Annotated in this window: 17 protein-coding genes; 7 read left to right on the forward strand and 10 right to left on the reverse strand. The window is 64.9% G+C overall.

All coding sequences use genetic code 11. The features are described 5' to 3' along the window. Window positions 1-5: 5 nt before the first annotated feature. The 3 genes from GGC64_RS05675 to GGC64_RS05685 are packed head-to-tail and all read right to left on the reverse strand — an operon-like array spanning window position 6 to window position 3,825. Window positions 6-2,360, reverse strand: coding sequence for an FHA domain-containing protein (locus GGC64_RS05675; RefSeq protein ID WP_192722412.1), 2,355 nt, complete (start codon window positions 2,358-2,360; stop codon window positions 6-8). Then, window positions 2,357-2,968 carry a hypothetical protein gene (locus tag GGC64_RS05680; RefSeq protein WP_192721447.1) on the reverse strand — a complete coding sequence of 204 codons (612 nt, stop codon included), beginning with the start codon at window positions 2,966-2,968 and terminating at the stop codon, window positions 2,357-2,359. Before GGC64_RS05680 ends, GGC64_RS05675 begins: the two co-directional genes overlap by 4 nt. After that, entirely contained in the window at window positions 2,965-3,825 is an 861-nt protein-coding gene (locus GGC64_RS05685) for a phosphatidate cytidylyltransferase (RefSeq protein ID WP_192721448.1), read from the reverse strand. The genes GGC64_RS05680 and GGC64_RS05685 overlap by 4 nt, the downstream gene beginning before the upstream one ends. Before the next feature lie 158 nt (window positions 3,826-3,983). Between GGC64_RS05685 and GGC64_RS05690 the strand changes: the two genes are divergently transcribed. Together GGC64_RS05690 and GGC64_RS05695 are read left to right on the forward strand one after the other, a co-directional pair. Next, window positions 3,984-5,891, forward strand: a complete 1,908-nt coding sequence (locus GGC64_RS05690) for a serine/threonine-protein kinase (protein ID WP_192721449.1) — start codon at window positions 3,984-3,986, stop codon at window positions 5,889-5,891. A 57-nt stretch (window positions 5,892-5,948) separates the two neighbouring features. Continuing rightward, entirely contained in the window at window positions 5,949-7,844 is a 1,896-nt protein-coding gene (locus GGC64_RS05695; RefSeq protein WP_192721450.1) for a serine/threonine-protein kinase, read from the forward strand. A 3-nt stretch (window positions 7,845-7,847) separates the two neighbouring features. Here GGC64_RS05695 and GGC64_RS05700 read toward each other — a convergent pair whose 3' ends face one another. Next, a complete protein-coding gene (locus tag GGC64_RS05700) occupies window positions 7,848-9,551 on the reverse strand; it encodes a serine/threonine-protein kinase (RefSeq protein WP_192721451.1) in 1,704 nt (567 codons plus the stop codon). A 147-nt stretch (window positions 9,552-9,698) separates the two neighbouring features. Next, the gene (locus GGC64_RS05705; protein WP_192721452.1) at window positions 9,699-10,205 is read right to left on the reverse strand and encodes a hypothetical protein; all 507 of its coding nucleotides are present in this window, start codon (window positions 10,203-10,205) and stop codon (window positions 9,699-9,701) included. 52 nt (window positions 10,206-10,257) lie between these two features. Here GGC64_RS05705 and GGC64_RS05710 point away from each other — a divergent pair, with 52 nt between their 5' ends. Further along, complete coding sequence (locus GGC64_RS05710; RefSeq protein WP_192721453.1) at window positions 10,258-13,434, forward strand: Ig-like domain-containing protein; 3,177 nt, start codon at window positions 10,258-10,260, stop codon at window positions 13,432-13,434. 72 nt (window positions 13,435-13,506) lie between these two features. Here GGC64_RS05710 and GGC64_RS05715 read toward each other — a convergent pair whose 3' ends face one another. Continuing rightward, the gene (locus tag GGC64_RS05715; RefSeq protein ID WP_192721454.1) at window positions 13,507-14,310 is read right to left on the reverse strand and encodes a crotonase/enoyl-CoA hydratase family protein; all 804 of its coding nucleotides are present in this window, start codon (window positions 14,308-14,310) and stop codon (window positions 13,507-13,509) included. 135 nt (window positions 14,311-14,445) lie between these two features. Here GGC64_RS05715 and GGC64_RS05720 point away from each other — a divergent pair, with 135 nt between their 5' ends. Both GGC64_RS05720 and rnhA read left to right on the forward strand, forming a co-directional pair. Next, a complete protein-coding gene (locus GGC64_RS05720) occupies window positions 14,446-14,739 on the forward strand; it encodes a hypothetical protein (protein WP_192721455.1) in 294 nt (97 codons plus the stop codon). Window positions 14,740-14,857: 118 nt separating this feature from the next. Beyond that, entirely contained in the window at window positions 14,858-15,325 is a 468-nt protein-coding gene (gene rnhA / locus GGC64_RS05725) for a ribonuclease HI (protein ID WP_192721456.1), read from the forward strand. Between the two features lie 22 nt (window positions 15,326-15,347). On the opposite strand, the gene GGC64_RS05730 is transcribed toward rnhA, so the two are convergent. Together GGC64_RS05730 and GGC64_RS05735 are read right to left on the reverse strand one after the other, a co-directional pair. Beyond that, on the reverse strand, window positions 15,348-16,151 hold the full coding sequence (locus GGC64_RS05730; RefSeq protein ID WP_192721457.1) for a mycofactocin-coupled SDR family oxidoreductase: 804 nt from the start codon (window positions 16,149-16,151) through the stop codon (window positions 15,348-15,350). 25 nt (window positions 16,152-16,176) lie between these two features. Beyond that, the gene (locus tag GGC64_RS05735) at window positions 16,177-17,523 is read right to left on the reverse strand and encodes a hypothetical protein (protein WP_192721458.1); all 1,347 of its coding nucleotides are present in this window, start codon (window positions 17,521-17,523) and stop codon (window positions 16,177-16,179) included. Between the two features lie 330 nt (window positions 17,524-17,853). Between GGC64_RS05735 and GGC64_RS05740 the strand changes: the two genes are divergently transcribed. Together GGC64_RS05740 and GGC64_RS05745 are read left to right on the forward strand one after the other, a co-directional pair. Next, window positions 17,854-18,849, forward strand: a complete 996-nt coding sequence (locus tag GGC64_RS05740; RefSeq protein ID WP_192721459.1) for an NHL repeat-containing protein — start codon at window positions 17,854-17,856, stop codon at window positions 18,847-18,849. A 112-nt stretch (window positions 18,850-18,961) separates the two neighbouring features. Further along, complete coding sequence (locus GGC64_RS05745) at window positions 18,962-19,267, forward strand: hypothetical protein (protein ID WP_192721460.1); 306 nt, start codon at window positions 18,962-18,964, stop codon at window positions 19,265-19,267. A 9-nt stretch (window positions 19,268-19,276) separates the two neighbouring features. Here the strand turns inward: GGC64_RS05745 and GGC64_RS35130 are convergent, their stop codons facing one another. Then, window positions 19,277-20,197, reverse strand: coding sequence for a peroxiredoxin (locus GGC64_RS35130; RefSeq protein ID WP_192721461.1), 921 nt, complete (start codon window positions 20,195-20,197; stop codon window positions 19,277-19,279). Window positions 20,198-20,206: 9 nt separating this feature from the next. Then, window positions 20,207-21,487, reverse strand: coding sequence for a hypothetical protein (locus GGC64_RS05755; protein WP_192721462.1), 1,281 nt, complete (start codon window positions 21,485-21,487; stop codon window positions 20,207-20,209). Between the last annotated feature and the right edge of the window lie 38 nt (window positions 21,488-21,525).

Here is a 21,525-nt window from a genome sequence, read left to right on the forward strand (position 1 = left end):
GACGGCTACTTGGTGGTCGCTTTGAACCGGATCTTCCACCGCGCGAAGGCCAGATAGCACACCGCGAGCACGCCGAGCATGACGATGTCGAACGACCACGCCGCCGCGGTGTGTTTCCAATGCGAGTCATGCGAAATCACCGCAACGGTGTTCGTCAGGTCCACCGTCGACGCCGTCGCCGCCAAACCCCACCGCGACGGTGTCAGCCAGGAGACCGGGTCCAGCGGCCGGCCCGTCACCGGGATGAAGCCGCCGGCGAGCACGAGTTGCGCCATGACCGTCACAACCATCAGCGGCAGCACCTGATTGCTGTTCTGCGCCAACGCCGATACCAGGAGTCCGAGTACCGCTGCCGCCACACACGTTGCCGCGATGTCAACGAACAGCTCGAATCTCGCACTGCCGAGCATTGACGCGCCCAGCGGTGCGCCCTTGCCGATCGTCGGTGCCGTGACGATCAGTACCAGGATGGCCGACTGAATCACCGCGGCCGCTGCGAACACCACGACCTTGGCCGCCAGATACGCCGACGCCGACAGCCCTGCCGCCTGTTCGCGGTGGAAGATGGTTCGCTCGCCGACCAATTCACGAATGGTGAGCGCGGTGCCCATGAAGATCGCGCCGAGATTCAGCAACACCACGATCTGTTTGGCTTCGTTGGGCGCAGCGCTGTCGATTGCCGCCTTGCCGAAGCCGTTTTCGCCGGCCACCGCCAGCGGCAGCAACCCGAGCAGGAACGGCAGCAAGACCAAGAAGACGAAGTAGCCGCGGTCGGCGCGAACCAGCCGGACCTGGCGGCGGGCGATCGTCCAGAACTGGCGTGCTATCCCGGCATGTGCCGGTTTGGCGACGGGCTGCTTCGGCTGCGGGTGCTCGCGCGACTCAGCCGTGCTCTCAGCGCGCTCGAGGAATCGCTGGTGGGCCCCTTCGGGATCGGCCTCGATGGCGGTGAAGATGTCGGCCCAGTCGGTGCTGCCCATTGCATCGCCGAGCTCACCGGGTGGTCCGCAGTACGCGGTCCTGCCGCCGGGGGCCAGCAGCAGGACCTGATCGCAAACGTCGAGATAGGCCAACGAGTGGGTCACCACCACGACGATGCGACCGGCATCGGCAAGCTGGCGCAGCATCCTCATCACCAGCTGGTCCAAGGCAGGGTCCAGTCCGGTCGTCGGCTCGTCGAGGACAAGCAGCGACGGGCCGGTCAACAATTCCAACGCGACCGACGCTCGCTTGCGCTGGCCGCCCGACAGATTCTCGATCCGTGTGCCGGCGTGTGGCGTCAGCTCGAGTTCCTCGAGAACTTGCCGGACCACCCATTGCCGTTCTTCCTTGGTGGTGTCTTGCGACATTCGCAATTCGGCCGCGTAACCCAGGGCTTGGTTGACGGTGAGTTGGCGATGCACCACGTCGTCTTGTGGCACCATTCCAATTCGATTGCGCAACAACGCATAGTCGGTGTGGATGTTGTGCCCGTCGAACGACACCAAGCCGCCGTGCGGCCGCATCGTCCCGGCGATGACGTTCAACAGAGTGGATTTGCCCGATCCCGACGGCCCGATCACCGCCGTCAGGGTGGCGGGCTTAGCGGTGAACGAAACCTGTTCCAGCAAAGTGCGATTGCCACTGACCGTCAAGCTGATGTCACGGACGTCGAGGCCGGCGGAGTCCGCGGCCGGTGCGGTGCGACGGACCAAGGTGCCGTTGACGAAGACCATGTCGACATTGGCGATCGTGACGACGTCGTTCTCGGCCAAATAGGCGTCCTTGATCCGTTGGCCGTTGACATAGGTTCCATTGCTGCTGATGTCCTGGATCTGCACTCCCTGCGCGGTGGGAATCAAGCGCGCGTGATGGCGCGAGGCAATCAGATCCGGGATGACGATGTCGTTGTCGACTTCTCGGCCGATGGTCGTCGAACCCGGTGGTGGCTCCACGGGCACGCCCGGCCGCAGCACCCGGATCAGGGACGTCACGGCGTTGAACGCCTCGGTCTTGCCGTCGGCGTCGTGTTTCGTCGGGATCGTGGTCCTGTCGTCCGGCGGTCCACTGTCGCGGCCGAGCTCGAATGTCACCGTCGGACCGTCGGGTTCGCCGATGTGAATGGTCTGGCCGTCGCGAATGTCCACCGACGACACTCGCTGCTTGTCGACGTACATTCCGTTGGTGCTGGAGTTGTCGACCGCGACCCAGTGCCCGTCGAGGTATCGCAGCAGGACGTGAGCGCGCGAGACGCCCGGCTGAGGCAGTCGGACATCGGCGTGGACGTCGCGTCCGATCACGAGATCCCCACCAGGCCCGAAGGTGCGATGCCAGCCACCGGCGTAGACGGTGATCGTCGGCGGCGGTTGCTGATTCATCATGACCACGCAGCAATTACAGCGGAAAGTCCTGCGGTGAAAACCACCGCCGCGATGATCAGATAGACCCCGTACAGCCGTCGCAGCAAGGGGTGCAACACCTTTGACAGACCCCATACCACCAAGCCGACCGATGATATTCGCAGTCCACGCTCCAACAGAGTCCAGGCCGCCAGTCGCCACAGGTCGATGTGGTGCTCACCGGCCGCGCGCGCGTACACCTTGACCGGAATGCCCGACAATGCCTGGTGCATGATCGCGCTCGGTCCGGCAGACAGTTGGCCGAATGCCGTCGCCGCCATTCGCGGTGTGGTCAGCGGCGCCGGTAACAAAACGCCGCGAGATGCCAGCCAGGCGTTGGTGAGTACGCCGAGCACCGATCCGGCGATCACCGCGGCGGCCCACGGCATCACGCGCCGCGGGACTGCGGCGGCAAGCAGTATCAGCGCCATCTCCGCGACGATGAACCAACTCAGCGCTTCGGCGTATCCCCACACGAACGCCACAGCCAACCCGTACGGGCCGGCGACCAGCGCTGCGATCACAGTCCAGATACGTGATTGCCGATCGGAATGCGTTCCCGCAGAAAGGAACCCGCTGTCGCCGCTCATCCGAGGAGGTAGGCCAGCGGGAGTACGAGCAACAGTGAGTCGATCCGGTCGAGCAGACCTCCGAATCCGGGGAGCCAGGTGCCCGCGTCTTTGACTTGTGCCTGCCGCTTCACCATCGACTCCAACAGGTCGCCGAGCAGGCCGCCAAACGCCACCGCGATGAGCAGACCGACCGAAATCGTGCCCAACAACGTGAGCACGATGAAGGCGCCGATGAAGGCGCCGACCAGTCCGCCGATCGTCTTGTTCGGGCTCAACGGGGACAACGGCGCACGCGCCCAACCGAAGCGGCGCAACCCTTTTCCACCGCACCAGGCCGCGACATCAGCGGCTGAGGCGGCGAAGGCGACCAGGAAGGTATCGGGCCACACCATCACAAGGTGGGCCAGGGACCAACAGATCCACACCGAACCGAACGCGGTGAACGCTGTGCGTCTGCCACCGTGTTCGACGTCACCGCCGAGAACTGACGGCAACGCACAAGCCAACACGACGATCGGCGCCAGTCCCAGCAGCGTTGGATGCAGCCATGCCGCCAATGGATAGAGGACGCTCAGCGCCAACAGGATGCCGGTGTCGATCTTGCTGAGCTTCACCAACCGCGCGTACTCGACCACCGCGACCACCGCCAGCGTCGCGGCCAGTGCGGCGGTGGGTCCCCGCCCTATCCAGACCGGAATGCCGACGATGGGTGCGATGAGCACCCAAGTGGTCCACTTCTGGATCAATTCGCGCTTGCGGGACGCGAACACGGCGATTCCGCCGACCACCAGGATTGCCACGGTGATCCACATGAAGAACACCGCGCGGGCGTAGAGATGGATGTGCAGTGGGCCGACGTCAAGGTTGAGAGGCATGCGCCGATCGAAATGAACGATCGACAGGTACCAATCGACGAGCGTCAACGTGCCCGGCCTTCCGGCAGTCTTCAGTTCAGGACACGATATGCCGTGTCGGCCGATCCGGTAGCCGAAACGGAGTTCGGTTATTCCTTTTGCAGGTTTATCGTGAGGCCGTGGACGGCACGCCTTTTGGCCGCTACCAGTTGATCGAATTGCTGGCGCGCGGGGGAATGGGCGAAGTGTGGCGCGCCCATGACACCACGATCGACCGGGTGGTAGCGCTGAAAATGCTGCTACCGCACTACGCGCAGGACCCGGATTTCGAAAGGCGATTCCGCCGCGAGGCCCGCGCCGCGGCACGTTTGGATGACCCGCACGTCGTGCCGATCTATGACGTCGGCGAAATCGACGGCCGACTGTATGTGACGATGCGATTGATCGACGGCGTCGATTTACAAACCCTGTTGAACCGCGGCCCCTTGGAAGCTCGGCGCGCGGTACACATCGTCGAGCAGATCGCCTCAGCACTGCACAGTGCGCATCAGGCCGGCCTGGTGCATCGCGACGTCAAACCGTCCAACATTCTGTTGACCCGCAACGACTTCGCCTATCTCATCGACTTCGGCATCGCCCGCGGCGCGACCGACACCGCGCTGACATCGGCCAACACCACCATCGGCACGTGGGCCTACATGGCTCCCGAACGCTTCAGCACCGGGGAGTCCAAACCGAGCGTGGATATCTACGCGCTGGCATGCGTGCTCTACCAATGCCTCACGGGCCATCCGCCCTATCCAGGCGACACCCTCGAACAAGTCGCCGTCGGACACATGGTCGCCCCACCGCCACATCCCTCCGAAGACAGCGACACCGTCCCGACGGCGATGGATCACGTCATCGTCACCGGCCTGGCCAAGCAACCCGACGACCGTTACCCCACCGCTATCGAAATGGCCGCCGCCGCACGACATGCCATCACCGCGCCTGTGAGTCGGAGCAGCCGAGACGCCCAGACCCAGCGATGGCCTGCAGATCCCGCCTACGCCGGCGAAACGGTCGTGCAACCACCACCGCCGCCCCCGCTGCCGCCGGCACCACCGGTCGGCACGGGCCGGCGCCCCGGCATCCTGATCGGCGCAATCGCAGTCGTCGCACTACTGATCGCAGGCGGCGTCTTTGCAGTCGTGAAGTTCTCGCGCGACGACAAACCGGCCGCCGCCAAACCCACCGGCACTACCGCTGCCGCTGCTGCGGTCCCCGCGCCCAACAGCGGGCCGTTCACTGGGATGTACCGCGCCGACTTCGGCCCGATCAGCACTCTCGCCGGGGTCGCGGATCCAAGCGCTAAGCCGTCGACGGCTACGTACGGGGTCCGCTCGGTGTGCCGCGCGACGGGATGCGTCGCGACGGCGTCGCGACTGAGCGGTGACTCGTCGTTCGCCCCGACGGTGGAATTCGACGACGTCGGTGGGAGTTGGTTGGCGGTGACCCTCGCCTCGCAGCAGTGCCGGGAAAATCCGGGCGCCGAAGCCTGGCAGGTGTTCACGCTGCAGCCGCAACCTGACGGCCGCCTGACCGGCGATTGGACCGGAACAACCGGCAATTCCTGCGAGGCCAAGCACACGGTGACGTTCACCCGCACCGGTGATATCGACATCGGCAGCCTGCCCGACCCTGCCAGCCTGCCACCACGGGTGGTCTCGCCCGCCGAAGCGCTCCACGGCAGCTACCACCAAACGAGGACTTTCACCGACGGACAGAAACAGCAACCGGCCGACTTCGTCGTCACCACGAACTGTCTGCGCACCGGCGACCGGTGCATGAGCTACTTGCACAACCAGCAGGGCATCGTCGAACCGTTGGTATTCGCCGACAGCAGCTGGTCTTTGGCCACCGAGTTCGACGCCAAGTGTCCGACCAGCGGCGAGTCGATGCGTGTCAAGAAGACCGGGCAGTATCCGTTACCCAAACCCTTGCAGAATCCGATCACGCTGCTCACCGGGCACGGCGTCCAGGAACAGGCCCAGCCGTGTGCAGTCACCATCGAGTTCGACGAAACAATCACGCGCACTGGCGATTAGCGCAAGCATGTGCCAATCACACCCACAGACGTGGTAATTGGCCGTTATCGTGAGCCGGTGGAGGGCACGCCTTTTGGCCGTTACCAGCTCATAGAGTTGCTGGGCCGCGGTGGGATGGGCGAAGTGTGGCGTGCCCACGACACCGAGATCGACCGCGTCGTAGCGATAAAGATGCTGCTACCGCACTACGCCAAGGATCCCGACTTCGAGAAGCGGTTCCTGCGGGAGGCGCGCGCTGCAGGACGCCTGGATGACCCGCACGTCGTGCCCATCTATGACGTCGGCGAAATCGACGGCCGCCTCTACGTCACGATGCGACTGATCAACGGCGTTGACCTACAAACCTTGCTCGAGGCAGGACCGCTGGAACCCGCACGCGCAGTGCACATCGTCGAACAAATCGCCTCGGCACTACAGTGCGCGCATCAGGCCGGCCTGGTGCACCGCGACGTCAAACCGTCCAATATTCTCCTGACCGACAACGACTTCGCCTATCTCATCGACTTCGGCATCGCCCGCGGTGTGACCGACACCGCGCTGACATCGGCCAACACCACCATCGGCACCTGGGCCTACATGGCCCCTGAACGTTTCAGCACCGGCGAAACTCAGCCCGCCTCCGATGTCTACGCGCTGGCTTGTGTGCTCTACCAATGCCTCACGGGCCACCCGCCCTACCCAGGCGACACCCTCGAACAAGTGGCCGTCGGACACATGGTCGCCCCGCCGCCGCATCCCTCCGAGGACAGCGACACGATCCCCACCGCCATGGATCACGTCATCGTCACAGGCCTGGCCAAACAGCCCGCCGAGCGCTACCCCACCACCACGGACCTGGCCGCAGCCGCTCGCCTTGCCCTCACCACATCCAGCACTCGGCTTGACGCCACACACCCAACGCGACCGGCTGCCCTGAGCGCGATCAGCTCCGGCGCGCCGGTGACCGTGCCACCGCAGTACGCCGGACCACCGCCGGCAGCCGGAAAAGGGCGGCGCCCCGCTGTCGTGATCGGCGCCTTGGCGACCGTCGCGGTGCTCGTCGCCGGCGGCGTCGTCGCGGCCGTGATGCTCTCGCGCGACGACAAGCCGGCTGCCGGGCCACCGCCCACGACCACCGCGGGACCCGCGCCCAACACCGGACCTTTCACTGGTATCTATCGAGTCGACTTCGGTCGCGCCAGCACACTCGACGGCGCCGGGAATCCCAGTTCGACGGCGGTGACGGGTAAGTACGGTGTGCGCTCGGTGTGCCGCCAGGCCGGGTGCGTTGCGACAGCCCGAAAATTCAGCGGGGATGCGGCGTTTGCACCCACGATGGTCTTCGATCAGGTCGGTGCAAATTGGGTCGCAGTGGCGGTGGCCCCAAGCCCGTGCAAGGGCGCGACGAGCCAGGCCTGGCAGGTGTTCACGCTGCAACCACGTCCCGACGGAAGCCTCGCAGGCGATTTCGTCCGGCTCACCAGCGAGCAGTGCCAGGAAACACGACCCGTCACCTTCACCCGCACCGGCGATGTCGACGTCGACGCCGACTTCCGTGGCGTCGCCGACCCCGCTGAACTGCCGGCGCGGGTGGTGTCGCCTGCCGAAGGTTTACGCGGCCGCTACCGCGTCACGCGCACCTTCGCGGGGCGGCCCCCCCAAGAGCTGGGCGAGTCCCCTGTCACCACTTACTGTCTGCGCAGCGGCGACCGATGCATGAGCTACTTCCCGATCAACTCAGGTGATCTAGCGCTGGTGTTCGGTGGCGGAAAGTGGGAATGGAAGGACGAGAGCGACGGTCCGTGCCCCGCAGGCGAAATGTCACATCTGAAAGCCAGCGCGCAGTTTCCGCTGCCTCAACCACCACAGAATCCAATTCCGTCGCTCACCGGTCACGGCACCTGGGTTCAGACGGGCGGATCGTGCGGCGTCAACCTGAACTTCGACGAAACCTTCACGCGCACAGGCGATTAGCGTTTACGGCGGAAACACCTTCTTGATGCTGCCGTCCGCGTTGACTTGCATGTAGCCCGTCCCGGGGGCCGCGGAATGGATCGCCAGTTCCAGTCCACCGCCCTCGGCGCCCTCCACGATGAGGTAGGTCTGGGTGTTGTCGGGCGGCGCGCCGAGGGCCTGAGGTGCACCAGCCAACGTGGCGGCCACCGCGTTCGCGTCGAATGCACTGAGATCGGCGAGCACGTCGAATGAACTAGTCGTCGTATCCGAACCCCAACTGTTCCACTGCCCGTCGCGATACATGAAGTCCTGCTCGACATGGCTGTTGGTCGGCGAGACGCGTTCGAGCACCGCATAAGTCGGATAGATCACCAACTGGAATCCCATGGTGTCCCCGAAGTGGCCGCGCATGGTGTCGAGCAATCCGCGCAACCCGTCAGCCGTCTGAAGCTGCGATGGTCCCGAGGGCGTCGACTGTGTCGAGGTGGGCGCGGACGTCGTGTTCGTGACAGTCGTGTTGGTTCCCGGCGCGGACGGTTTCGTGCTCGGCGCGGACGGAAACTGCTGCCCGGTCGGCTGAGCGCGCGTGGTCGGGCGACTGGTTGAACCACCGTCGGGCCAAACGATGACGGCGACGACAGCGATGACAACGACGACGACGGTGGCCAGGCCCGCCAAGATCCACACGGCGGGGTTCTGCCACCACGCAGAAGAACCCTGCGCTTGTTGGGGTGCGGCTGGCGGGGACCACGGCGCGGGTTGGGGAGGTGCGCCGTATGCCGGTGCGGCGTATTGGGTGGCTGCGCTTGCATCTGCCGGGCGCGGCCCCGTGTCGGGGTATGGGACCGGCGACGACCAGGCCGGCGCGGGCGGGGGCACGGAAACCGGCGGCGGGGGCTGGCTGGGCAGAATCGGCGCGGTCAGTGCGGCGCGGGCCGCGACAGCGAGGTCTTTGGTCGTCGCGTAGCGCTGGTCGGGGTTCTTGGCCATACCCGTCGCGATGACTTGGTCCATCTGAGCGGAAATTCCCGGCTGCATCGTCGATGGGCGCGGCGGCGGCATGGTCAGGTGGTTGGTGATCTGTCGTTCCAGACTGTCGCCGGGGAACGGTTGCGATCCAGTCAGACATTCGTGTAACACGCATGTCAGCGCATAGATGTCGGCGCGTGCGTCGGTGCTGTCGGTGGTGAAGCGCTCGGGCGCCATGTAGGCCAAGGTGCCGATCGTGGCGCCGGTGCTGGTCAGCTTGGTCGCCTCGGCCGCGCGGGCGATACCGAAATCGATGAGGTAGGCGAAGTTGTCGTCGGTCACCAAGATGTTCGATGGTTTGACGTCGCGGTGCACCAGCCCGATTTTGTGAGCGGCGCCGAGCGCTGCGGCTATCTGCTCGACGATCGAGACGGCGCGTTCGGGCGGCAGTGGGCCGTCGGCGACCAAGGCGTCGATGGTCTTGCCATCGATCAGCCGCATCGTGACGTAGAGGCGTCCGTCGATTTCGCCGAAGTCGTGGATCGGGACGATGTGGGGCTCATCCAGGCTGGCGGCTGCCTGCGCCTCACGGCGGAACCTGGCCTGATATTGCGCATCGTCGGCGAGGTTTGCGGGTAGCACCTTCAACGCGACCACCCGGTTCATGGCGGTGTCGTATGCCCTCCACACCTCGCCCATGCCGCCGCGGCCCAGCATCTCGACCAACTGGTAGCGGCCGAACGGGGTCCCATCCACCGGCTAACCATAAAAGGCAGTCGGCTTAGCTGCCAGCAGATCGCCGGGGTGGCGGCCGCCGAGAACTGAGTACGTCCGCGACGCGGCGATCGAAATTGCAGTAGGCGGCTACTGCGTTCGCCCCACGTATCGCGCGACACGATCCCTTCACATCGGCAATGCGGGTCTGGAGGCTGTCATGAGGGCTGGGCGTTTTGTGGGTCGCGTAGGCGGGTTGGCTGTCGCATTGGGTGTCGGTGTCGCGGTGGCAAGTAACCCAGCAGTGGCCTGGGCCGAGGACGGTGGTTCGCCGAGCGCCGACTCGGCACCACCGTCATCGACGGCTTCCGAGGGCACCGATGGCGCCTCGACAACCACGGGTGCGTCGACCGATTCCGGTACTGGTGCTTCCACGCCGCCCGATTCCGTGCAGAGCTCGGAGGCCGACACCTCGGCGTCGACTGCCGGTTCGGTGCGAACGGCGCCGCCGGGAACGGCGGTGAGCACCGGTGGCGCGGACTCATCCTCGAACGAGTCGTCGGCGAAGCCCGACGCAGCGCGGACAACCAAGCGCGGTTCGAAAAGACAGCAGCGCCACGATGCCCCGACCGATGCGCCAAGCGTGAAGACCGACGAAGCGCCGTCGCGGCCGAAGACTTCGGCACCTCCACACACTGCGGTGCAAGCGTCCGCTACCACACCAGAGGTCGGCACAGCATCGCCTGCCGTGGCTAACCTCGTTGCTACGCAAGCTATCTCGACCGCTTCCGAGGACCTGACCGAGCCCCCCGAAACGGTCAGCTCAGTCCCGCTGACCGTCTCAGTGGGGTCGGATCCCCTTGCGCCCGGCGGTCCGCTGACACCAGTCGACTCGCCGGTGGAATTGGCCCTGCTCGCTGCGGGTTCGCGAACCCGCAACGAAAGCATCGACGGTGTCCAAACTTTCACCGCCGCAGCCATGCTGACGGTCAATTCGGCGCCGAGTGTCCCTGCACAACCCGTCGGGATACCGGACCCGGTGACAGGCGTGGTGGCCGGTACGGTGATCGCCACTGATCCCGAGAACAACTCGCTGACCTACACAGTCACAACCGCCCCAACACAGGGATCGGTGCAGTTGAACTCGCAGACGGGCGCATACACCTATACCCCGACCCAGGCCGCGCGCCTGGCTGCCGGTGCGACGAGCACGGTCGACACCGACTCCTTCAGCGTCGCGGTCAGTGACGGTCAACAGGCCACCACAGCACCGGTGTCGGTGTACATCTCGCCGATCCGGTTTGAGAATCAGGCTCCGATTGCGGTGGGTACCAATCCTTCTGCCGCGGTGATCGGGACCGACGGCCGGATGTGGGTGGCCAACACCGGCAGCAACACGGTGTCGGTGATCAACACCATCACCGGTCAGCGGATCGATGCCAACTCGAGTTACTTCTCGAAAGACATTTCGGTCAGTTCCTCGCCAAGCGCGTTGGCACTGAGCGCTGACGGCAAGCGGTTGTACGTGGCCAACACCGGCAGCGGCACGGTGTCGGTGATCGACACGGCGACCTACAAGCGCATCGACACCAATCCCAGCGCCTGGGGAACTCAATCGATTTCTGTGGGTTCCTCACCCAGCGCGTTGGCAGTCGGCTCCGACGGCCGCCTGTATGTGGCCAACCGCGGTAGCAACACCGTGTCAGTCATCAACACCACCACCTACAAGCTCGTCGATGTCAATCCCAATGTATCTGGCATACAGTCAATTTCAGTGGGAACGGCTCCGAGCGCGCTAGCGTTCACCGGCGGTCGACTATATGTAACCAACCGCGGCAGCAGCACGGTGTCGGTGATCGACCCCAGCAGCTACAGCGTCACCAACATCGCAGTCGGAAGCCAGCCCTCCGCCCTGGCTGTCGGCGGCAGTGGCCGGCTATTCGTGGTCAATACCGGCAGCGGCACGGTCTCGGTGATCGATACCGCTACCAATAGCGTTGTCAAGCAGGCTATTTCAGTGGGCCCGTCGCCCAGCTCGGTGGCGTTCAGCCCCAACGGCAGCCTGGCCTACGTCACCAACACGAACGACACCGTGTCGGTGATCGACACCGCTACCAACAAGGTCGTCAGCACGGTGGCGATCGATACCGATACAACCGGCGGGCACGTCGGCGCGGTGAGCTCAAAAGGCACGCTGTACGTCACCGATGCCGTCGACAAGACCGTGCGCGTGTTGACCATCCGCTACGGCAACGCTGCACCGGTGGCAGGCACCCCGACCGTCGGCACGCCGAATGTCGGCAGCGGAGCGGTCACGGGCGCCCTCAATTTCACCGATCGGGACGGAGATATCCTGTCCTACAGCGTGACTCAGCCGTCCTCCGGCACGGTCGCCATCACCGGCGCTGGCGCCTATACGTTCACGCCTACGTTGGCCGCCCGCCAGGCAGCGGCCACCGGTGGACCAACCAGCACGACCTTCACCGTGAAGGCAACCGACGGTCAGGCGATCGCATCCGTCAACGTCACCGTGCCCATCGCGGCGCCCGTCGCCGCAACGAGCGTGACCACCCTTGGCAGCGTTAGCGTCAACGGCTACGCATGGGGCCCTCCGCTGTTGAGCCCTGACGGCACTCGAGCCATGCTCACCACCTACCTTCCAAGTCTGAGTGGAACCACCACGCGGGTCGCGGTAGTCAACACCACCACCGGCAAGCAGGTCGGCAGCACCATCACCCTTGCCGGTTCCCCAGGATCACCGGGGTTGAGCGCCGATGGCACCCACGCCTCGATTGCCACCTCGGTCTACAACCCGACAACGGGTATTTACACAACTCAGGTCACAACGATCGATCTCGCGACTGGCGCTCAGATCGCCAACGACACCGGCACGCAAGCCGGCACCGGCGCTCCCGGCGACTCCTCCCCATATGCCGACTCGACGCTGAATGCCGACCACAGCCGCGCCCTGATCACCGCCCTGGTCACCGACCAAACCACGGGCGCCGAGTCCACCCGAGTCGCGGTCGTGGACACCGGCACCAACGCTGAAATCGGCACGCCCTTTGTCCTCGCCGGCAACGTCCAACCGATCTGGAGCGGCGATCGCACCCGCGCGGTGTTCATCACACCTGTATCCGACCCGAGCACTGGAACGTCCACTCAGATTTCGGTGGTCAACCTGGACGCCGGGACCTATACCAGCACGACCCGCGCCGGCGCATGGTCCATACCGCTGATAGGCCCCGATTACAGCCCGCAGCTGGTCAGTGCCGATGGCAGCCGCGCCTTGATCGCAAATGCGGTTACCAACCCGACCACGGGCGCAGTGAGCACCCGGGTCGCGGTGATCGACACGATCACCGGCGCCCAGACCGGTACCACGCTCGCCCTTGCGGGTGGCGAGTTTGGTTCAAAACTGGTGAGCGCCAACGGCAGCCGCGCGTTGATCGTCACGAACGTCTATGACGGGCGTACTAGCGTCAACACCACCCGGTTGACGGTGATCGACACTACGACGGGCACCCAGATCGGGCCCACCACCACACTCACGGGTTTCCTCAACGGGCCAGTACTGTTCAGCGCCAACACTGGACGCGCCGTGATCGCGACAATCAGCTCGAACTTTGCCACGACCGGCGTCGGCACAACCGAGGTGGCGGTGATCAACACCACCACCGGCGCGCAGGTCGGTTCCATCTTCACCTACAAGCCTGACACTGGCTCCGCACTGCTGAGCGCCGACGGCACCCGCGCTCTGATCAACACCGGCAGCCAGCTGGCAGTGATCAACACCCTCACCGGCACCCAGGCCGGCGCCACGGTCACTGGCGGCAACTATCCGCTGTTGACCCCAGACGGGACCCGCGCCCTGATCGTTACGGGCTACAACCCCACCAAACTGACAGTCCTGCAGATCAGGTAGACCGTCCACTGGCGGCCACGGAATCGCCGTTCCGCACGAGGGTTGTGATTCCTGGCGCCGTCGACGCCCTCTCTACGCGGGGTCGACGAAAACCGGCCGCTCTCCCGACATTCCAGCCATGACAGCCGCGATCTGGTTGGGCTTACCGATCAGCCCGGTCTGCAATTCGGATTCGAGCACCAGCGACGCCGCGGCGTCGCTACTTGTCCACGTCTCGTCGTACAGACGCTTGGCAGCGCGCACAGCGTCCGGCGACTTCTGCGAAATCTCTTCTGCGAGTGACAATGCCGCAGCAAGTGGATCCTCGGCAGTCCGCGTTACCAGCCCGAGCTCCAAAGCCTCACTCCCCGAAACGATCCGACCGCTGAACGTCAACTCTTTCGCGACGTCGATCGGCAAGAGTCGCGGCAGTGTCTGTGTGATACCCATGTCGGGGACTAGACCCCACTTGACCTCCATGATGGACAGCTTCGAGTCCGGCGCCGCGATCCGGATGTCGGCACCGAGCGCTATCTGCAGACCGCCGCCGAAGCAGTTGCCATGGATAGCAGCGATCACCGGTGCCGGCACCAATGACCAGTCGTAGGCCACCCGCTGGGCCAAATTGGCCAGCCGACCCTCCTCGCGCGCCAGTAGAACGCCTGTGCCACCTTCTCCCGACATGAAGCTTGCAACGTCCAAGCCGGAGCAGAAGCTCTTCCCCTCGCCATGCAGCACGACCGCGCGCACCGACGCATCGCCTGCGACCTGCTCGGCGGCGTTGACCAAACCTTCGAACATCGGTCGATCGAGTGCGTTGTGTTTATCCGAGCGCACCATGGTCACCGTTGCCACGCCATTGGGGGCCATCTGCACCCGAACCCTGTCTTCGCTCACGCGTCGCAATCTACCGCGACGCCTCGGCACCTCGTTTTCACTGATTCTCAAAAAGTTGTCCCCCACGCGCGGGCTGGTTGCACCTATCTACAGCGCGGCCGCCCGGGCCGCTGCACGAGAAGAGAAGGACACACCATGACCACCCACAACTTCAAGGCAAAAGGGCTTGTCGCGGCACTGGGCGTAGCGGCAGCGGCGGCAGTTACGCCCGCCGTGCTGTTCGCCGGCGCAGGAACCGCGCAGGCTGATGACTGTTACGGCGAACTTTCCTACTCGTACTACTGCTCCCCCGCGAGTAGCGCGTCAGACCCGAGTGCGCTCTACCCGGCGCCGGAGGCTCCGTCCTACACACCACCTTCGACGAACCTGTGGTCGTCCCTGCCCGGGTGCACCGGTGGGGTTCTCGAAGCTCTCGACGGTTCGTGCTAACAGCAAGCCATCCCCACGGTCGACCCGTCAACGCGTCCTGTTGGCGGGTCGACCGTCTTCGTTCCGTCCTCCGCGAGTCGCGCGGCTCAACGTTCGACGAACTGCCTATTCTCGGCGAATGGACGACGTCGTAATCATCCACACCGACGGCGGCTGCAGGCCCAATCCCGGGCCCGGCGGCTGGGGGGCGGTGCTGCGGCAAGGCCGGCATGTCCGCGAGATGTTCGGTGGCGAGTCCGGCATGACGAGCAATAACCGCATGGAACTGACGGCGCCGATCATGGCGCTCGAAGCGCTCACCCGACCGGTGCTTGTGCACCTGCACACCGACAGCACCTATGTCCGCAACGGCATCACCAAGTGGGTTCTCGGCTGGGAGCGCAACGGTTGGCTGACCGCGGCCAAGCTGCCGGTGAAAAACGTCGACCTGTGGCAACGGCTCCAGGCAGCGTGCGCGCGACATCACGTCGAGTGGTTCTGGGTGAAAGGACACGCAGGGGTCGCCGACAACGAACTCGCAGACAGTCTGGCGACGAGGGGTATGCACGAAGCGATCGCACTGTCGGTAGCTCAGCCCGCGATCTAGCAGCCCGAGAAGACTTGCGATTTCAGTGAATTCGAGCGCTGCCACCGAGCCCGATCTCGAGGACGCTGCCGGTGATGACGCCGGGATCCGTGACTAAATACAGGAGCCCGCGGCTGACATCGTCGGGCGCAAGCCACGGCTGAGGAATCGGGTTGGCCTTCATCATGCGGCGGACCAGGTCGTCGGGAACATCGTCGCCGCCCGCTGGCTGCACCATCGGTGTCTGCACGGTGGTCGGGCAGATGACGTTGACTGTGATGCCCTCCTTGGCGACTTCCAGGGCAAGCGACTTGGCGAGCCCGATGACTCCCCATTTGGTTGCGTTGTAGGCCGCGAGTTCTGGGATGCCCATGCGGCCGCCCATTGACGACGTGACGACAATTCGGCCGAAACGCTGCCGTCGCATCACCGGTATCGCGGCCCGCAGCGTGTGAAAAGCACCCGTCAGGTTGGTGTCCATCAGCTGCTGCCAGATCTCGTCGGTCACTTCTTCCAACGGCCCGGTACTGACGATCCCGGCGTTGGCCACCACGATGTCGAGGCTTCCCAACCTGTTGACCGTCTCCTCAACGGCCGCAGCTACCGCGACCGGATCCCGCACATCCATCGCGACCGGAAGACAGACGCTGCCCAGCGCCTCGACCTGCTTGGCCGTGGCGCGGAGATCATCCTCAGTGCCGAGCGGATACGTCAGACCCGACATCGGAGCGGGTGCATCGGCAATGACAATGTTCGCGCCTTCGGCGGCGAGGGCCAAGGCATGGGCACGCCCTTGCCCGCGCGCACCGCCGGTGACAAATGCGACCCGACCGTCCAGAGCGCCCATAGCCGGCTACGTTAACCCGCCGAACTCAGCCGAGCTTCGTCTTGATCGGATGGCTGTCGGCCGGACCCGAAACGTGGACGTCAGCGCCGCCCGGTGTCGATCCGGCCTTCGGGCCCTTATGGCGAGTCGGCGACGCAGTCGACGGCGTGGCCTTGGGGACCGTGGTCGGCGGCGTGGCTTTGCGCACCGTGGTCGGAGCGGCCGAGGTGGCGGGTGCGGAGTCCGTTGTTTCAGACGGCGCCGCCGGTAGCGTGACCGGAATCGATGGCGCAGTGGTGGTTTCGACGATGACTTGCGGCGGCAATTGCACAGTGGTGCTCGGTGCCGCAGGCGTGGTCGTCACGCTGACGGACGGAGTCGGCTGCGCCGACACACTCGGCTCAGCGGGCAATACCGCAACGGACGACGACTTAACCGCAGTGGACGATGCCACCGGCGCGGGGCTGATGACTACGTCCTGAGAGGTCGGCTGTTCCTGTAGCCCGCCGATGCCCAGCACCGCTATCCCGACCAGAGCAGCCAGGCCAAGGCCGCCAAGTACCCAACGACGGCCGTGGTGTGACCCGTCGCGATGGCCGTGCGGCGATCGTCGGGCGCCGTGACGTGGAGGCTCGGGGGCCGTGATGGATCCGCCGAGGCCTTCGAAGCCCTGCGCCGCTGTGCTGGCGCGTGGGGCGCCGTACTTGGCCCAGCCTGCTCCACCGCCTACGTAGTCCTGGTCGTCGACACTGCCGAGAAGGGCTGTCGGGCCGCGCCCGGCATGGCCGGACGAAGAGTGGCCAGACCCCGGGTGATGCCCGTGGCCGGGTCGCTCGTCTCCGCCGCCTTCGTCGCCGTCGTCCTCGCGGGGGCTGCCGAACTGGGCCCAGCCGAAACCGCTTTCGCCAGTGTCGATGTCACCTAGGCCGGCGCCAGCGCGCCCGCCACCAAAATAGGAACTGGCGCCGAAGTGTCCGCCCCCCGACGAGTGCCCCCCACTTGGCGAGTGGCCGTGGTGGGATGGCCCTTCGTTGCCGTCGGGGTCGTCGTCGCCGTCGGGATCGCCGGGGTCCGGTCCGGGATCGGGATCGCCTGGCTCGGGGCCGGTGTTGGGATCCTTGGGGTCGGAGTTGTCGTCACCGTCTTTGGGGTCATGGTCGTCTGGACCCTTATCGGGGCACGGGCCGTCATTGTCATTTTCACCAGTGGGATCGTCGGGGAAGTCCGTGCCGTCGGTACACGGCTGGAGGATATTCATATTCCAGTCGTAGAGGACGCCGTCGTCGTCCATCGTCTTGCCGTCTGGGAAGTAGAGGATGCCGTCTGCACCGCGGACGGGGTCGCCGCCTCCGACCTCGTTTGGAATGAGGGCGCTGCCATCGGGACCACGCACCGTGCCATCCCGATCCTGGCTCTTGCCGTTTGGAAAATAGATAGTGCCGTCAGAACCAATGACGCGGACGCCCCCCTGTGGCATGTCGTGCTCTCTTTCCTTGCTCGCAGGCGGTGCATTTCACCACCTCGCCCCAAAGGAGACGACGGGCGCCTTGGCGACTTCTTGTGCCACAGCTCAAGTTGGGTAGACGGCAGCGGTCTCAAGCGAATCGCCGAGCCCGACATTTTCTCATTCGCGCAATAGAAATCGATCGCCAAGATTCTGCCAAGGCAAGCATTTCAATCTTTACGCTGCAGCCAGCACCTCCGAGATAAGGACCACCTCAACATGTTTCGAACACCGCCGTTCCGCGCCCGCCGACGTGCCGCCGTCTTCGCAGTGCTCGTCCCGGTTGTGATGGCAAGCCTCAGCAGCACCGCGTGCAGTGCACCGCCGCCGTCTGCGCCTGCACCGGCGCCGCCGACCACGTCGGCTCAGCCTGCCCCGACACCCGCAGCCCGGCAAACCGCGTTGCCTTTCACGGGTCTCTCCAATCCCCAAGGGCTGGCGGTGAATTCGGCCGGCGACGTGTACGTTGTCGACTACGCCGGTGTTTATCACGGCGCGCCGGGCCATCTCATGAAGTTGGCGGCCGGAACGAACACCCAGACCGTGGTACCCCTCGACGGGGTCGACCGCCCAGGCGCGATCGCGGCGGACACCGCAGGCAACGTCTACGTCTCCGACTACGCCGACCGCCGGGTAGTGAAGTTGGCGGCCGGAACGAACGTCCAGACCGTGCTGCCCTTCACCGATCTGCAAGGACCTGGCAGCGTCGCGGTCGACACCGCCGGAAGCATCTATGTCATCGACGGTGGGAGTGACGCTGCCCCGCAGGAATATCGGGTCGTGAGGTTGGCGGCCGGAACGAACGCGCAGACGGTGCTGCCGTTCTCGGGCTTGCTGCTTCCCTTCAGCGTGGCAGCGGACACCGCAGGCACCGTGTACGTCGTCGATGCTGCCAGCGGCACGGCCATGACCCACGGGGCCTGCTGCGCATCACCGCGCGTCTTGTCCTTGTCGGCTGGCTCGAACGCTCAAACCGTGCTGCCGATAAAGGACCTCGACACCCCCACCGGCATGGCGGTGAACAGTGTGGGCAACCTCTACATCGTGGACCGCAACCACAACCGGGTGGTGCAGTACATCCCCGCATCGAACACCCAATCCGTGCTGCCGATCACCGGCCTCGAGTCGCCGGCCGATGTAGCAGTGGATTCCGCTGGGACCGTGTACGTCTCCGACCAGGATCGCCAACAGGTGGTCGAACTGACGCAACACTGAACTCGCCATACCCAAACGCTCCAAGAATTCGACAAGCAGCCGGTCCTACGTTCGTGTTGTCAACAACTAGCGGTCCGCTCAAAAGCGCTGAACCCCAAAGGTAAAACACAACATGAACGTCACCAACAACCTTCAAAAGGCGATTGTCGGGGCCCTGCTGTTTGGCGGCATCGCTCTGGCGGGACTGACTTCGGGGATCGCGCAGGCGTCAACGCAGCCAATTGACCCGTCGATCAACTCTTCGGACTTCAATATCCCGTTGGTCGAGTGCACGCAGTGCCAGCAGACCCTTCCCGGCCGACCGGAAGTTCACCCGAACGGCGGCAATAAGGGCGGCAGCCAGGGCAGCGGCCTTCCGGGACGACCCGAAGTGCGCCCCAATGGCGCCAACAAGTACGACAGCGACCACAAGCCGTAGCGCCACTCCTCAGAGTGCACGTAGGCCCACCAGGGTCCTTGTGATCAGTTCACGTCGTTCGTCGATGGTCATCGAGTCCGCGAGGGGCGCGCGCACCCGCAAGTAACCCTGTGTCACTAAGTCGTCGACCAGGAACCGCGTCGCGCCCAGCGGCAACGACAGACGAGCAGCGATCTCGGCAACGGTGGTGCTGTGCACGCACCACGTCAGAATCTGTCCCCGCACATCATTTTTCGGCCAGCGCGGCGGCTTCGCTGTCGTGTTCAGCGCTTCGATCGGAGCGTCGGGTGCCAATTCGAGACCAGAATCGATGCGGTCTGGCGTCACTAGGTGTGGCCGGGCCAAGCTCGGCTCGTCCTTGGCTGCCGAATGCTGACGCTCGTCGGTGTGCTGTGGCACGTTGTAGTTCTCCAAGAACCGCAAGGCCTGATCGGCATGCACCGATGCGCGCACCTCGTTGGAGACGACCTCGAGCACGGTGCGGTCGGTGTCGATGATGAAGGTGGTCCGCCTGACCGGCAGCACCCGGGCCAGCAGACCGCGGCGCCGGGTGTGCCGGCTGTGCCGGGCCGCCTCGCGTGCCAGGACGGACCTACGCAGCCTGGCGAACCTGCCTCGGCGCACCCCGAACAGCTCGGACACCACACCGTCCTCGTCGGAGAGCAGCGGATAGTCAAACGAGCGCTGTTGGGCGAAGTGCGCCTGCCTGTCAACGGTGTCGGTGCTGATACCGACCCGCTGGGCGCCCACCCTGGCGAATTCGTTGCTCAGGTCCCGGAAATGGCAAGCCTGGGCTGTACAAATCGGTGATGACGCCAGTGGAAAGAAGAACAGCACGACCGGCCCCTCGGAGAGGAGCGCAGACAGCGTCCGTGGTCGACCGGTGTGATCACACAGGGTGAAGTTAGGCGCCTTCTCGCCCGCGATCATCGGCAAAGACTAACGCGGGGAAGGTCTGGCAGCGCCGTGTTCCTGGTCTGTGTGTTTCCCCGCGGACGGGTTGTCGAGGTAGCGGTTGCGCGCCAACAACGTCAGTTCGAGATCCTCGACAAGCGGATCTAGAAACTGGTGTCGGTACTCGCCGTCGCCGACAGAACGCGCGCTGACGTACATGAAGGTGAGGGCGCCCAGAAAGAGCAGCATCTGGATGAACGCCTGCGGCACCGGGATCTGGTAACCGAGCAACGTTGCATGGGTCAGCCGGTGCTGGGTCCAATCTCCCAGCAGCTCAGGGGTGAGCCAAACGAGGCCCACCACGAAGAACAACAGCTGCGCGACGAAGGTCACCGCGAGTATCCGGGCGAACTGTGACGCCGCCAGTGTGAAGAACACGTTGATGCGCTCGTTTCGCGAAAGCGGCTGGACCTCAATGGGGTCTGGCAGGTCCTCGAAGGGCGTTCCGGCCAAACGCTGCACGCGACCCGGTGAGGCGGTAGCCGCTGCCAGCGTCGGCTTGGCGTGTTCGATCGTGCCTTCAACGACAAAAGCCGCTGCGATGACAACAAAAATGCTCAGCCCGAACGCGAACCGGGATGGGCTCAGGCTCGCTGCCGTGTTCCACACGGTGGTGTTGAAAAACACCAACACCGAAAACAAGACCACCGGTAGCGCCCGGACCAGCAGCGCCCACGCGGCGACGAACTGCGAGAGCGCCAAACGGACCCCCCAGCCGATCACCGAGCCGACCCCCACAGCGGTGAGTAGCAGCGTCACCGAAAGGGAAACGATCGCCTCGCTCAGGTACGCCAAATGTTGTTCGGGCGTAAGGCCTTTGACCACGGCGCTCGCGAGGCCGATCGGCACTGCAACTGTCGAGACGATCGCCTGCGCACGGTCGGTGATCTTCCGCGCAACGAACCAGCCGACACCCGCTGCCACGGGCAAGGTCAGCAGGGCGACGAGCAAACCGATCCGCTGCACATGGATGGGGGCGCCAAACCATTCGAGCCGGCCCGTCATCTGATAGGTCGCCGCCGACGAGACCTCCAGGGTTGCGAAAAAGGCCAGGCAAGGCGCGGAGCGAGACCAGACTGCTTGCAGGCGCGCCCCTGGTGTCAACACCGAGGGCAGGCCACGGTCGAGAAACCAGCGCTCTGCGGCGCGGTCGGCGGCAAGTGTCGTGCGCGTGGTGAGGCGAAGCGACATGGCATTTCCCCCTTGCCCATCATTCTGGGCGTGATTCACGGCTACCACACCGCGTTCGCTAAGGGTGGTCATCAACCAAAAAGCTTGGACCTCGTTTTGCATCCTCGGCGGCG

It is taken from the genome of Mycobacterium sp. OAS707, assembly GCF_014873705.1.
Taxonomy (GTDB): domain Bacteria; phylum Actinomycetota; class Actinomycetes; order Mycobacteriales; family Mycobacteriaceae; genus Mycobacterium.